This is a genomic window from Stutzerimonas stutzeri RCH2, assembly GCF_000327065.1.
GTDB classification, from domain to species: Bacteria; Pseudomonadota; Gammaproteobacteria; order Pseudomonadales; family Pseudomonadaceae; genus Stutzerimonas; species Stutzerimonas stutzeri_AE.
Window position 1 is genome coordinate 2684638 of record NC_019936.1, and the last position, 14228, is coordinate 2698865.

Genomic DNA, 14228 nt, shown 5'->3' on the forward strand with positions numbered 1-14228 from the left:
AAGCTCAGCCCTAGACACCGACCGAAGCCACCCTACAGCGCTCTGCGCAGCGAGGCGGCAGACAAGACAAATGAAAGGAGCCTGCCCCCAACAAACGCAAAACCGGGCGCGAGGCCCGGTGCGGTGAAGTATCAACGTTGCTTGATGGTCATCTGTCGGCGTTCGAACTCGACGATGCGCTGGCGGTAATGCTCGATGGTTTGGGCGGTCAACACGCTGCGCTGGTCATCCTTCAGCTCGCCGTTGAGCTCTTGGGAGAGCTTGCGTGCAGCAGCGACCATGACATCAAAGGCCTGCTTGGGATGGCGCGGGCCAGGCAGACCGAGGAAGAAACTCACTGCCGGAGTGGTGAAGTGATCGATATCATCCAAGTCGAAGGTGCCGGGCTTGACCGCATTAGCCATGGAGAACAGCACCTCGCCGTTACCGGCCATGCTCTCATGGCGGTGGAAGATATCCATCTCACCGAAGCGCAGGCCGCTTTCGAGAATGTTCTGCAGCAATGCGGGACCACGGAAACCCTGAGGGTCGCGGCAAATAACGTTGATGACGAGCACTTCCTCGACAGGCGCAAGCTCTTTGTGCGACTGCTCTTTCTCGTCCTCATCGTCACCCACAACAGGATCGAGCAGCGTTGGCACGGGCTCGTCGGTATTGAGCTGAAGATCGCCCTGGAAAGGTTCGTCCTGCCGGCGTTTCTTGCCGGATTCGCGAGCGCTCATGGCAGGCATGTCGCCTTCATCCAGGGACGGCTCATGATCGCGATTCACTACGCGTGCGGGGCCTAGTACTTCAGGAGAATCGTCGGCATCGGGAAGGTTGGAGAGGCTACGGTCCAGCTTGAACTTCAGCTTGCCCTTGCCGCCACGCATGCGTCGCCAGCCGTCGAACAGAATGCCGGCGATGACAATGATGCCGATGACGATCAGCCACTCGCGCAGACCGATATCCATTAATGCATTAACCTCTGAATTCGATGATAAAGACGCAACGAACGGCCACTTGGGGCCGATTCAAGCGCATCGCAAAAATTGTGCTCTAAGCTAGCACGACGAACGGTAACTTTGCACCGTGCGGTAGTTCTCTTTTTATGGCCTTCCTCGTATCAAAAATGCTCAAACACGCGGCTTAATCCTAGGCTTCGGCGAGTGCAACGGCCTGTTCGACATCGACTGCCACCAGCCTCGAGCAACCCGGTTCATGCATGGTTACACCCATCAACTGGTCGGCCATTTCCATGGCGATCTTGTTGTGAGTGATATAGATGAACTGCACTTTCTCCGACATCTCCTTCACCAGCCGTGCATAACGACCAACGTTCGCATCGTCCAATGGCGCATCGACTTCATCGAGCATGCAGAAAGGCGCCGGATTCAGCTGGAAGATGGCAAATACCAGCGCCAGCGCCGTCAGTGCCTTTTCTCCACCGGAAAGCAGGTGAATGGTGCTGTTCTTCTTTCCAGGCGGTCTTGCCATGATCGCCACCCCGGTATCGAGTAAATCTTCCCCGGTAAGTTCCAGATAAGCGTTGCCACCACCGAAGACTTTCGGGAAAAGCGCCTGCAGGCCGCTGTTGATCTGATCGAAGGTTTCCTTGAAACGATTACGGGTTTCGCGGTCGATCTTGCGGATGACGTTTTCCAGCGTATCCAGTGCCTCGACAAGGTCGTCGTTCTGCGCATCGAGATAGCGCTTGCGCTCCGATTGCTGCTGGTACTCGTCGATCGCGGCCAGGTTGATCGGCCCAAGACGCTGAATGCGCTGGGCGAGGCGCTCCAGCTCCGCTTCCCAGCCTTGCTCGCTGGCGTCGGCCGGGAGCGTTCCCAGTACGCCGTGCAGGTCGTAGCCATCCTCGTGAAGCTGATCCTGCAGCGCCTTGCGCCGGACGCTCAGCCCCTGCCAGTCCAGTCGCTGTTGTTCCAGTTGACCGCGCAGCAGCTGCGCCTGCTGCTCGGCCTGAGTGCGCCGCTTTTCCGCGTCACGCAACTCGCGATCAGCATCTTCCAGCGCCAGGCGTGCATGCTTGAGTTCCTCTTCGACGCCCATCCGTCGTTCTAGCAACTCCTCGAGCTTCATGCGCAGCTCTTCGAGCGGCGCCTCCCCCTCTTCCAGATTCAGCGTAAGCTGCTCGCGGCGCTCGATAGCCCGCTCGAACTGCTGCTCCAGCCGCTCCAGCGCCTGGCGCGTAGATTCATGCTGCGCCTTGAGCGAACCGACTCGAAGCGCCAATTGATGGGCATGATCCTTCTGCTGACGTGCGTCCTGACGAATACGGTCCAGCCGCTCGCGAATACCGTCACGACTGGCTAGCAGCGTCTCGCGCTGCTCGGCGTCATGAGCCATCGCATCCAGCGCGTCCTGAAGCTGCAGGCGCGCCTCGCCCAGTTGCTCGGTCTCGATCTCGCGCCGGTCCTGCTGTTCGGCAAGCTCTTCGTCCAGGCGTTGGCGGCGCAATCCAAGTTGCTCCAGCCGTGCTTGCCCGGCAGACAGCTGGGCTTTGAGGTCACCCTGTATCCGCGCCTCTTCCTGCTGCCGCCGGCGCTGTTGTTCGCGTTCCTCTTCCAGGCGGGACTGGGCTGCGCGCAATTCGGAAATACGCTCTTCAACCACTGCCAAGGCCGCTTCACGTTCGTCGCGCTCGGCCAGTAACCGCTCCAGTTCCTGGCCGCGTGCAAGCACACCCGATTCCGCCTCACTGGCCCGGCGCACACGCAGAAAATGCTGGCCGACCCAATAGCCGTCACGACTGATCACGCTTTCGTCTTCACCGAGCGCTGCGCGTGCGGCCAAAGCCTGCTCCAGCGAGTCGACAGGACGCACGCGCCCCAGCCAGGGTGAGAGATCCAATCTTGACTCGACCAGATCAAGCAGACTGCCAGGGCGGCTCACATCGCCCTGGCGCGGGCTGACCAGGCGTAAATCCCCCTGTTCGAAGCCAGCAAGATCGATAGCCACGAACTCATCGAGCAATACCGCATTTACGTCGCCGCCGAGCACCGTTTCCACGGCCAACTCCCAGCCGGGCTCGACTCGCAAGCCCTCGACGAGGCGCGGACGGTCCGCCAGACCTTGCTCCCGCAGCCATTCGGCGACGCCCTTGCCTGGGTCCATCGCAGCCTGCTGCAACGCTTCCAGCGAGGCGATGCGGCCATTCAAGCGCTGCAGTTCACCCTGCATCTGTTGCTGCGTTCGGGTCGCCTGCTGCAACTCCTCACGCAGCTGCTCAAGACGTTCATTGATGTCTTCGGCGGCCGCAGCAAGCGCCTCGAGATCGAGTTCGCTGGCTGCGAGCTGCTCACCAAGCTCAAGGATCGCGACGTCTTCGGGATCGGCAGCCAGCAGCGCGCGCTCCTCGTCCAGGCGACGTTGACGTTCGGCCAGGCGCTCCAGGCTCTGCTCCAGTTGCTGGATGCGCGACTGCTGCACTTCCGCCGCGCGACGCGGCTCGGCGCTGTGCTGATTGAAACGCTCCCACTGTTCCTGCCAGGCCTGCATGGCCGCTTCGGCCTCTTCCAGCTGGACCGCGGATTCCTCGGCGGCGGCTCCGGAGAGCTCCTGCTCGGGCTCGAGCATCGCCAGTTCCTCCCCGAGGGTGGCGAGCAGAGTGCGATCGTGGCCAAGGTGCGATTCGGTTTCCAGCCGCGCCTGCTCCGCCTCGCGCAGATCGTCCTGCAACTGGCGCAGGCGCTGTTGGCCGTGCTGAATGCTCTGCTCGACGCGGGCGATGTCACCGCCAACCGAATAGAAACGGCCCTGCACCTGATTGAAGCGCTCGGAGAGCTCGTGGTGGCCGTCACGCAACCGCTCGATGCTCGCATCGGCGCTGCGCTGCTCGGCCACCAGCGCTTCGAAGGCGACCTCCTGATCGCCGATGACCTGCTCGCGCTGGCCGACCAGCTCGTTCAGCGCTTGCCAGCGCAATGCCGAAAGCTGCGCCTTGAGCTGACGCTCTTCAGCCTTGTATTCCTGATACTTCTCCGCCGACTGCGCCTGGCGGTGCAACCGCTCGAGCTGGCGCTCCAGCTCTTCGCGCAGATCGGTCAGCCGAGCCAGGTTCTCGTGGGTGCGACGAATGCGGTTCTCGGTTTCGCGCCGGCGCTCCTTGTACTTGGAGATGCCAGCGGCTTCTTCGATGAAGTTGCGCAGGTCCTCAGGCTTGGCTTCGATCAGCTTGGAGATCATGCCCTGCTCGATAATCGAGTAGCTACGCGGTCCGAGGCCGGTGCCGAGGAAGATGTCGGTGATGTCGCGGCGCCGACACTTCACGCCGTTGAGGAAGTAGGTATTCTGCGAGTCGCGGGTCACGCGGCGGCGGATGGAGATCTCGGCGAAGGCGGCGTATTCGCCGGTCAGCGTACCGTCGGAGTTATCGAAGATGAGCTCGATACTCGCCTGGGTTACCGGCTTGCGCGTATTCGAGCCGTTGAAGATGACGTCGGTCATCGACTCGCCACGCAGGTTCTTCGCCGAGCTTTCGCCCATTACCCAGCGCACGGCGTCGATGATATTGGATTTGCCGCAGCCGTTCGGACCGACGACCGCCGCCATGTTGCTCGGAAAGCTGACTGTGGTGGGGTCGACGAAGGATTTGAAGCCGGCGAGTTTGATGCTCTTCAGGCGCATGCAGCCAATCCTTGGCAGTCAGCATGGGGACGAACAAGCGGAGTCGCCGTGAACATCGAAAATCCTGGCATCAAATGGGTACTGGCAAGAAGCCACGGAGTTTATCACGCCGACTAGCCCGCCTCGCAGCGCGGCGGCGCACAGAAACGCCTCTCCCGAGGCGCAGCGCCGCCGGATAACTATGGCGACACAAACATGGAGAGAATGAAACGCTGACCAGTGAGCCAGAGGCCGCGCGCTATCAGCCGCCGGTCATGCTCATGAAACGCACCACCTGAACCTGTTCGTCGGTGCGGAAATGATGCTTTTCCGGTTTGAGCTGCAGCGCATTCACCAGAGCATTGCGCAGGCGCTCACTGTCGCCCGGATGACGCCGCATCAGGCTCTTCAGGTCCAGTGCACCCTCATGCCCCAGGCAGAGCACCAGCTTGCCCTCGGCGGTCACGCGTACTCGGTTGCAGCTGCCACAGAAGTTGTTGCTGTGCGGCGAGATAAAGCCGATCTGCGTTTCGCTGCCTGCCACCTGCCAGTACCGCGACGGGCCGCCGGTAGCGTGGCTGCTGCGCACCAGCGTATGCCGCGCTTCGATCCGCTCACGGACTTCGTCGCTGGAGCAGAAAGTAATCTGCCGCTGATGACTGGAGACGCTCCCGAGCGGCATCTCTTCGATAAAACTGATATCGAGGCCGCGCTCGATAGCGAAATCCACCAGATCGAGGATCTCGTCGTCGTTGCGCCCCTTCTGCACCACGCTGTTTAGCTTGATCCGCTTGAAGCCCGCGCGGCGCGCGGCCTCGATGCCTTCGAGCACCTGATCCAGTCGGTCGCGACGGGTCAGCTCGGCAAAACGGTCGCGTTTGAGTGAATCGAGGCTGATGTTGAGACGCTTCACGCCAGCGGCATGCAACGCCGGCGCCAGGCTAGGCAGCTGCGAGCCGTTGGTGGTGATGGCCAAATCTTCCAGTTCTTCGCGCGCGCCCAAGCGCTCCAGCAAGCCGGTCAGACCCTTGCGCACCAGCGGCTCGCCACCCGTCACGCGAATGCGTTTGACGCCGAGACTGATGAACGCATCGGCCACGGCATAGAGCTCTTCGAGGGTAAGAATCTGCGCACGCGGAGCGAAGACCATGTCCTCGCTCATGCAATAGGTACAGCGAAAATCACAGCGGTCGGTTACCGACAATCTCAGGTAGGTGATGCGCCGGCCGAATGGGTCGACCAACTGGGAATCGGGCATTGCACTCTCCAACTGCTGGCTGCGCCTGTATTCAGACTATGCGCTAACTGTGATTCAGGCAAAGTGACGTTACCAACGGCATGCGACCAGCGCGGCGGCACGGCATGCAGCCACGCCGCTGCGGTGCTTTAATGGCCCGCTTTGGCAGCACTCATGCGAGAGACCACGGCGAATGGATAACGATTCCCTGAAGGCGATGAGCTGGCGCGAACGGCTATACGTCATCATCTTTTTCACCAATACCCCGGCCGGCAAGCGCTTCGACACCTGGCTCCTGGTCATCATCCTGGCCAGCCTGGTGGTGGTGATGTTCGACAGCATCGCCTCGTTCAATGAGCGCCACGGCGAGCTGCTGACCAATCTGGAGTGGGCCTTCACGGCGATCTTCGCCGTGGAATACCTGGTGCGCATCTACACGCATCCCGAGCCGCGCAAGTACATCTTCAGCTTCTACGGTGCAGTCGATCTTCTATCGGTGCTGCCGGCTTTCATTGCCCTGCTGTTTCCGGATGCGCAGTACCTGTTGGTGGTGCGCATCGTCCGCATGCTACGGATATTCCGCGTACTCAAGCTCACGCCCTACCTGAGCCAGGCAAATTTCCTGCTGGTGGCGCTGCAGGGCAGCCGGCAGAAGATCATCGTCTTCCTGCTCAGCGTCACCACGCTGATCATCGTCTACGGCACGCTGATGTACGTGATCGAGGGGCCTTCCAACGGCTTCACCAGCATCCCGATGAGCATCTACTGGGCGGTGGTCACGCTGACTACGGTCGGCTTCGGCGACATCGTCCCGCACACGCCGCTGGGCAAGGCGCTGGCAACAGTGGTGATGATCACCGGTTATTCGATCATCGCCGTGCCGACCGGCATTTTCACCGCCGAGCTGGCCAATGCCATGCGCCAGGACAGCCTGCGCCACGCCTGCCCAACCTGCGACAAGCTCACCCACGAGCCCAATGCGGCGTTCTGCAGTCGCTGTGGCACGCAGCTGTTCGAGCGCCCTGACCGCGGCGCACCTACCTGACGTAGCAGGCGCCGGCGCACCAGCGGCGCTCATCCGCCGCCGCTTCGCCCGCACCGACGAACTGCCCGGAAGCGGGACTGTCACATCCTCAGATTCGCATCAGGCTGGATGGAGACCGGCATGCCCTTGCTCAAACTGCTGCACTTTGCCGCCCTGCTCTGCTGGTGCGGCTCGCTGCTCTATCTGCCGGCAATGATCGCCGCGGGCACCAAGCGCAGCGATCAACTCTTCTACCGCGACCATGCCCACCTCACCCGCATGGTGTTCACCCTGATCAGCACGCCCGCTGCGCTGATCGCCATCGGCTCCGGCACGGCACTGTTCCTGCGCGACGGCACCCTGGCCGGCTGGCTGATCATGAAGCTGACGATGGTGACCGGCATGGCGCTCTGTCATGCCCTGTGCGGCGTTCTGGTCCTGCGCATCGAACGCGAGCCGGAGCGTGGCGTCACATACCAGTGCATGGCCCTGGGTGTGCTGGTCCCCGTATTGATCGCCCTGACCCTCTGGCTGGTGCTTGCCAAACCCTTCTGACTCAAGGAACGACAGCCTCGCATGACCGACTGCCCGGCCCGCCTCGACCCTCCCCATTCTGCCTGCTCGAGCCGGCCGTCCCTGGCAAGCCGTGACGAAGGCTCAGGGCGCCTGCTGACCGTCGAGATCCACGCCGACGGCATGTTCGTAAACCAGTCGCCCGCCGAGAAAAGCCGCCAGCGAGATCAGCACGGCAGTCAGCAGCGAAAGATAGAGCCCCCACATGGCATCGCCATCGCCACGATCCATGCCCTGATAGCGCAACAGCCAGTTCAGCGAAGCCAGCGAAAGCATCATCACGGCGAGTATCGCGTGGCACCAGGCGGTGACCTTGCGGCGAATCTGCTGCACGGAGAGCAGATCGATCACGCCGGCAATGCTGGCAATCCAGCCGCCGATGGCGCCCACGCCGGAAAGCCAGAGGCCGGCGCGCCACCAGAATTCGTCGAGCGTCCAGAAATAGGCGAGGTCGGCCGGCACCAGGCCGATCAGCGCGGCGACGGGGAAGTGAATCATCATCGGATGCAGCGGATGGCCGGCAATGGCGGCGTTACTGGTGATCGACTCGCGTTCTGTGGCCATCCGGCCCTCCCAGGCACTGTAGTGAAACGGGCCGCCCGGTCATCGAGACGAGGCGGCAACCCTTTCAAATGGACCACGCTGGCGCTGGCAGTTCCTTTGCTGACTGCATGCGATGGGCCGCAGTCAGCCCTGTCGCCCGCAGGGCCAATGGCCCGCGACGTCGCCAATGTCTGGTGGGCGATGTTCGGTTTCTCCGTGCTGGTACTGCTGGTGGTGAGCGCGCTGTGGATCTACGCCATGCTGCGGCGCCCACAGACGTACACCGATGAACAGGCCCTGCGGATCAATCGACGCTGGATCATTGGCGGTGGTCTGATCCTGCCCACCGTCAGCATCATCGCCCTGCTGGCTTTTGGCATCCCCACCGGGCGCGGCATGCTGCCGTTGCCCGTCGAGGGCGAGCAGCCATTACGCATCCAGGTCATCGGTCATCAATGGTGGTGGGAGGTGCGCTATCCGGAAAGCGGCGTAGTGACGGCCAACCAGTTCATCCTGCCGGCGGATCGGCCAGTGGACGTCGAGGTGACCAGCGCCGACGTGATCCACTCGTTCTGGGTGCCACGCCTGGGCGGCAAGCTGGACATGGTGCCGGGGCGGACCAACACCCTGCGCCTGCAAGCCTCGCAGGCCGGCGTGTTTCGCGGGCAATGCTCGGAATTCTGCGGTAGCCAGCATGCGCACATGATTCTGCACGTGGAGGCGCTGGAAGCTGACGCTTTTGCCAGCTGGATCGAGGCCCGCCGTGAGCTGCAGCACCAGCCACCCAGCGGCGATGCCGGTCGCGTCTTCGCTGAGCGCTGCGGGCAATGCCACCGCGTCACGGGCGTCAGCGAGGGCAATCGCGCACCGGACCTGAGCGATCTCGCCACCCGTCCGACCCTCGGCGCCGGCGTGATCGCCAACGATGCGGACGGCCTGCGCCGCTGGCTCAGCGATCACCAGAGCCTCAAGCACGGCATCGCCATGCCACGTCACGACGACATCCCCGAAGAAACCCTCGGCCAGCTTGCCGACTGGCTGGAGACCCTCGCGCCATGACCCCGACCCGAAACAATGGCGCCGCTACCGACCTCGACCAGCTCCACGATCAGTTCGACGAGGTGTGGGGCAATCCGCGCGGCTGGCGCGCGCTGACCATCGTCAACCACACCAGCATCGGCCTGCGCTTTCTGGTCACCGGTGCCTTCTTCTTCCTGGTTGGCGGCCTGCTGGCCATGCTCATCCGCACCCAGCTCGCCCTGCCCGGCTACGAGCTGATGGAGCCGGACGTCTACAACCAGGTCTTCACCATGCATGGCACGGTGATGATGTTCCTCTTCGCCGTACCGATGATGGAGGGGCTGGCGGTCTACCTGATCCCGAAGATGATCGGCGCCCGCGACCTGGTATTTCCGCGGCTTTCCGCCCTTGGCTATTACTGCTACCTGTTCGGCGGGCTGATCCTGCTGTCGAGCATCTTTCTCGATGTCGCGCCCAAGGCCGGCTGGTTCATGTACACGCCACTGTCCAGCTCGGCGCACACGCCGGGGGTCAATTCGGACTTCTGGCTGCTGGGCATCACCTTTGTCGAGATTTCCGCAGTATCCGCCGGCGTCGAGCTGGTGGTGTCGATCCTGCGCACCCGCACCAACGGCATGGCGCTGCACAAGATGCCGCTGTACGCCTGGTACATCCTGGTGATGGCGATGATGATCGTGGTCGGCTTCCCGCCGCTGATCCTCGGCTCGATCCTGCTGGAGCTGGAGCGCGCGGCGGGCATGCCGTTCTTCGATGTCGCCCGCGGCGGCGACCCGGTGCTCTGGCAGCATCTGTTCTGGCTGTTTGGCCATCCCGAGGTGTACATCATCTTCCTGCCTGGCGCCGGCATCGTCTCCACGCTGATTCCGGTGTTCTGCCAGCGTCCGCTGGTGGGCTATCGCTGGGTGGTGCTGGGCGTGCTGACCACCGGCTTCATCAGCTTCGGGCTGTGGGTGCACCACATGTTCACGGTCGGTATCCCGCAGCTGGCCACAGCCTTCTTCTCGGCGGCGAGCATGCTGGTGGCAATACCCACCGGGGTGCAGATCTTCGCCTGGCTGGCAACGCTCTGGCTCGGCAAGCCGGTGTACAGGGTGCCGATGCTCTGGTTGGTGGGCTTTCTCATCGTTTTCGTCGCCGGTGGGCTGACCGGAGTGATGCTGGCGCTGGTGCCGTTCGACTGGCAGGTGCACGACACCCATTTCGTCGTCGCGCACATGCACTACGTGCTGGTGGGCGGCATGGTCTTCCCGTTGATGGCCGGGCTTTATTACTGGCTGCCGCACTTTTCCGGGCGCATGCCGTCGGAAAAGCTCGGGCGCTGGGGCTTCTGGCTGTTCTTCATCGGCTTCAACGTGACCTTTCTGATCATGCACTGGACCGGCCTGATCGGCATGCCCCGGCGCGTTTACACCTACGACACCGGCCTCGGTTGGGACATGCCCAATCTGGTTTCGTCGATCGGCAGCTTCATCATGGCCGCGGGTGTCGCCACCATCCTGCTGGATATCATCCTGCACTTCCGTTTCGGCATTCCGGCGCCGAAGAACCCGTGGAAGGCCGATACGCTGGAGTGGGCCACCAGCCTGCCACCCAGCGCCTACAACTTCGTCAGCCTGCCCGACGTGACGGACCGCCATCCACTATGGAAAGACCCGGACCTGCCCGACAGCATCGCTCGTGGTGAACATGCGCTGACGGTAATCGACCACGGTCGACGCGAGACCTGGGGCAGCGATCCACTGACGGGCAAGGTACGCGAGATCATTCATCTGCCCGGCAACAGCTGGCTGCCATTCATTGCCTCCGTGTTCCTCGCCGTGCTGTGCCTGAGTCTGCTGAACAAGGCGTACATCCTCGCCATCATTGCTACCGTGGCGACCCTGATCGTGCTGCTGCGCTGGTCCTGGGAAAACGGTGCTCATCCCGCTGCCGCGCCAGACGCTCATACGCAGCCAGGCGAGCCACCGCTGCACTCGCGCACCTTCGACGGACCGGGCCTGTGGGGCATGGGCGTGACGCTGCTGGCCAACGGCGCGCTGTATCTGTCGCTGCTGTTCGGCTGGTTCTATCTGTGGACCGTTTCGCCGCAATGGCAGGTGCCGAACAGCGAGCTGAATGGCTGGCTGATGCTGGCCAGCGCGCTGTTGCTGAGTGCCGGTACGCTCTGGTTGCACCGCCTGATCAAGCGCTTGCGCGCCGGCATACATCACGGCCTGATGGGGCAACTCGCCCTGATCGCGCTCGTGGCATTGCTGCAGTCGGCCATGCTGCTCTGGCTGATGCTATCGGCCGGGCTGGCACCGACAGAAACGGCCCACGATGCAGTCATCTTCGTGATGCTGGCGTACAACCTGATTCATTGCACGCTGGCAGCCGTACTGACCGCTCTGCAAGCGTGGCGGGTAGCCATCGGTTACGTAGGCGACAAGGCGCCGTATGAGCCTGTCGTGGTCGAGCAGCTCTGGTACTACAACCTTGGAGTGCTTTGGGTCAGCTATGCCGCCATCGTGCTGTTTCCGGCGACATGGGGAGGTGCCTGATGAAGTATGCGCGAACATCGCCCTACCATCCGGTGCAGATCCCGATCGGACTGATCATCTGGAGCCTGTGGTTCGTCGCGATGTATGGCGGCCAAGCGGTGATCTGCAAGCTCAGCCCACCCGACCCAGCCCAAGGCGTGTGGAACTGGCTGAATGGCAGTCTCGGCGTGCTGACACTGCTTACACTCGGATTACTGTTGTGGATGGCGCGCTACTTCTGGCGTCTTTCGCGCGCACCGGCGCAGCTGAACGAACGCCAGCAGTTCGTCACCAAGATTGCCGCCGGCATTCACTTCATCGCGGCGCTGGCGACCCTGTTCGTCGGCATTCCGCTGTTACAGATTCCGCCATGCCTGTGACCCGGCTTCCGCTGCGTTGGGCTGCTATTACGCTGGCCGCGATCGTCCTGCCGGCGCCGGCCCATGCCCACGGCCTGTTCGATGCCCACCTGCTGGACCGCGCACCGTTGCTGCTCACGGCGGTGCTGGTCGCGGCAGCCTGGCTGCTCTATGCGCTAGGCGCCCGCAAGGTGCCACCGCGGCGCAGCGAAGCCCTCTGCTTCCACAGCGCCATGCTGCTGGTTGTGTTTTCCGTGTTCGGCCCGATCGACGACTGGGCGGAAAGCAGCACCAGCTGGCACATGACCCAGCACATGCTGTTCATCATCGTGATTGCGCCACTATGGGCGCTAGCCCGCCCGCTGCCGCAATGGCGCGGTGTAACGGGCCGCTTCGCACAGCCTGTATGGACCGGCATTCTGCGTGCCGGCCGCTATCCCACCCTCCTGGCATTGCTACACGGGGCGATCATCTGGATCTGGCATACACCGAAGCTCTATGTGCTGGCGCTGGACAACCTCTGGTGGCACGCCTTCGAACATGCGTGCTTCCTGTTCACCGGCTGGCTGTTCTGGTGGTCGGTGCTGCGCGCCAACCCGAAGCAGGTACCACAGGCGCTGATGGCGGTACTACTTACGCTGATGCACACCGGCCTGCTGGGCGCCCTGCTCACCTTCGGTAACGTTTCGTTCTATGGAGAAGGCCGCGCGGTGGAGGACCAGCAACTCGCCGGGCTGATCATGTGGGTGCCGGGCGGGCTGATCTATCTGATTGGTGGCGGCTGGATCGCCTGGCGCTGGCTGACCCGCATGTGGCGTCGCCAGCAAACGGGTGCTGCCCGGGAGGAGCTGGGCTGAGGCTGCGAACGAATCGGCAGCCACATCGCTCACTCGCTCTTTTTGCGAATCCAGTAAAGGTAGGTGCCTGCTGCTTCCTGCTGCTCGACCAGGTCATGCCCAAGGAAAATGCAGAACTTTGGAATATCGCGCTGGGTCGAGGGGTCGGTGGCAATTACCTTGAGCAAGGCACCACCGGCCAGATCGCGCACCTTGTTGTGCAGCATCATCACCGGCTCGGGGCAGTTCAGGCCGCTGGCATCGAGCACGGCGTCGGCGGTCATTTCAGCTGATTGGTTCATCTTTGGCTCCGGTAAACAGGCGTGCATTGTTACGCATGGGCGCAGGCGGGTCATTCGCTAGCTGATCAGAGACGCCGCAGATGACAGGTCACCTCTTCACGATCGTGGTACAGCTGCTTGCAGCCGATACTCGCCTTGACGCCGCGCGCGGCCAGGCCATCGGCGATACGCTCGAGCAAGCGCTTCACCTCGGCATAGCGCTGCTTCATCGGCAGCTTGAGGTTGACTACCGCCTCGCGGCACAGGCCCTCGCCGATCCAGGTTTCCAGTAGCGCGGCGTTACGTGCCGGCTTCTCGACGATATCGCAGACCATCCAGTCCACCGGCCTCTTCGGGCGGAAGGTGAAACCGTCAGCGCGAAAATGCTCGACCAGCCCGGAGTCCATCAAGTCAGCGTTCATCGGCCCGTTGTCCACGGCACTGACCTTGATGTGCCGATTGACCAGCTGCCAGGTCCAGCCGCCCGGTGCCGCACCGAGATCGACGCCGGTCATGCCTGCTGCCAGGCGAGCGTCCCACTGATCGCGCGGGATAAAGTGGTGCCAGGCCTCCTCCAGCTTTAGCGTGGACCGGCTTGGCGCCTGGCGTGGAAACTTCAGTCGCGGGATGCCCATCGGCCATAGCGCACTGTTGTCCGCCTCGGCGATTCCGGCAAACACCTCACGGCCGCTCTTGAAGGTCAGCAGCAGCCTGGGCCCGCTACCCTCTTCATCGAGCCGCCCGGCCTTGATTAGCGCCTTGCGCAGTGGCGCCTCGAACTTGCGACAGAAGTTGGAAAGCTCCTTGCCGTCGTTGGTATCCAGCACTTCCAGCCACAGGCTGCTGCACACCGGATAGTTCGCCAGATGAGTCAGCAGCACGCTGATGCGATCCGTTTCGGGAAGTTGCAGGTATTCACCGCGCGCCCACTGCCGCGGAAAGATCAGCTCGGCAAAACGCAGTTTTCGCATCAGCCGCTCGCTGCCCCTGCTTTCGCTACAGACGAACTCGGCACAGGCGCTGTCTGGCCGTGCCTTGGCGTAGCCAGCAACTTCGAGCATGGCGGCGTGTTCGCTGATCTCCGAGCAGACTTCACCCTCGAAACCGGGCCGGCAATGCAGCAGCAAAGTGTTCATGTTCGAGTCCTGTCAGCGGTCGGGCCTGCGCCAAAGCCGCGCATCATAGCCGACCATGGGAACCCTCGCCCGCATGG

12 protein-coding genes are annotated in these 14228 nt (G+C 62.7%); 6 read left to right on the forward strand and 6 right to left on the reverse strand.

Annotation, left to right across the window (positions count from 1 at the left end; translation table 11 throughout):
* Nucleotides 1-131: 131 nt before the first annotated feature.
* From zipA to moaA, 3 genes are all read right to left on the reverse strand, one after another.
* Nucleotides 132-953 (reverse strand): cell division protein ZipA, encoded by an 822-nt coding sequence (zipA, locus tag PSEST_RS12235; RefSeq protein ID WP_015277290.1) that lies wholly within the window; start codon nt 951-953, stop codon nt 132-134.
* Between the two features lie 181 nt (nt 954-1134).
* Nucleotides 1135-4623, reverse strand: coding sequence for a chromosome segregation protein SMC (smc, locus tag PSEST_RS12240; RefSeq protein WP_015277291.1), 3489 nt, complete (start codon nt 4621-4623; stop codon nt 1135-1137).
* A gap of 241 nt (nt 4624-4864) precedes the next feature.
* Nucleotides 4865-5860, reverse strand: coding sequence for a GTP 3',8-cyclase MoaA (gene moaA, locus PSEST_RS12245; protein ID WP_015277292.1), 996 nt, complete (start codon nt 5858-5860; stop codon nt 4865-4867).
* Nucleotides 5861-6032: 172 nt separating this feature from the next.
* Here moaA and PSEST_RS12250 point away from each other — a divergent pair, with 172 nt between their 5' ends.
* The gene (locus PSEST_RS12250; RefSeq protein WP_015277293.1) at nt 6033-6884 is read left to right on the forward strand and encodes an ion transporter; all 852 of its coding nucleotides are present in this window, start codon (nt 6033-6035) and stop codon (nt 6882-6884) included.
* Nucleotides 6885-7004: 120 nt separating this feature from the next.
* Nucleotides 7005-7418, forward strand: coding sequence for a CopD family protein (locus tag PSEST_RS12255; RefSeq protein ID WP_015277294.1), 414 nt, complete (start codon nt 7005-7007; stop codon nt 7416-7418).
* Nucleotides 7419-7520: 102 nt separating this feature from the next.
* On the opposite strand, the gene PSEST_RS12260 is transcribed toward PSEST_RS12255, so the two are convergent.
* The gene (locus PSEST_RS12260) at nt 7521-8000 is read right to left on the reverse strand and encodes a DUF2231 domain-containing protein (protein WP_015277295.1); all 480 of its coding nucleotides are present in this window, start codon (nt 7998-8000) and stop codon (nt 7521-7523) included.
* 147 nt (nt 8001-8147) lie between these two features.
* Between PSEST_RS12260 and coxB the strand changes: the two genes are divergently transcribed.
* Genes coxB through PSEST_RS12280 form a run of 4 tightly spaced genes read left to right on the forward strand, consistent with a single transcriptional unit; the run spans nt 8148 to nt 12755 of the window.
* Entirely contained in the window at nt 8148-9038 is an 891-nt protein-coding gene (gene coxB, locus PSEST_RS12265; RefSeq protein WP_015277296.1) for a cytochrome c oxidase subunit II, read from the forward strand.
* Nucleotides 9035-11560 carry a cytochrome c oxidase subunit I gene (ctaD, locus tag PSEST_RS12270; protein ID WP_015277297.1) on the forward strand — a complete coding sequence of 842 codons (2526 nt, stop codon included), beginning with the start codon at nt 9035-9037 and terminating at the stop codon, nt 11558-11560. Before coxB ends, ctaD begins: the two co-directional genes overlap by 4 nt.
* A complete protein-coding gene (locus PSEST_RS12275) occupies nt 11560-11919 on the forward strand; it encodes a hypothetical protein (RefSeq protein ID WP_015277298.1) in 360 nt (119 codons plus the stop codon). The genes ctaD and PSEST_RS12275 overlap by 1 nt, the downstream gene beginning before the upstream one ends.
* Nucleotides 11910-12755, forward strand: a complete 846-nt coding sequence (locus tag PSEST_RS12280) for a cytochrome c oxidase assembly protein (RefSeq protein ID WP_015277299.1) — start codon at nt 11910-11912, stop codon at nt 12753-12755. Before PSEST_RS12275 ends, PSEST_RS12280 begins: the two co-directional genes overlap by 10 nt.
* A gap of 29 nt (nt 12756-12784) precedes the next feature.
* On the opposite strand, the gene tusA is transcribed toward PSEST_RS12280, so the two are convergent.
* Together tusA and rlmM are read right to left on the reverse strand one after the other, a co-directional pair.
* Nucleotides 12785-13036 carry a sulfurtransferase TusA gene (tusA, locus tag PSEST_RS12285; RefSeq protein ID WP_015277300.1) on the reverse strand — a complete coding sequence of 84 codons (252 nt, stop codon included), beginning with the start codon at nt 13034-13036 and terminating at the stop codon, nt 12785-12787.
* A gap of 65 nt (nt 13037-13101) precedes the next feature.
* Nucleotides 13102-14151 (reverse strand): 23S rRNA (cytidine(2498)-2'-O)-methyltransferase RlmM, encoded by a 1050-nt coding sequence (gene rlmM / locus PSEST_RS12290; RefSeq protein ID WP_015277301.1) that lies wholly within the window; start codon nt 14149-14151, stop codon nt 13102-13104.
* Nucleotides 14152-14228: the final 77 nt, after the last annotated feature.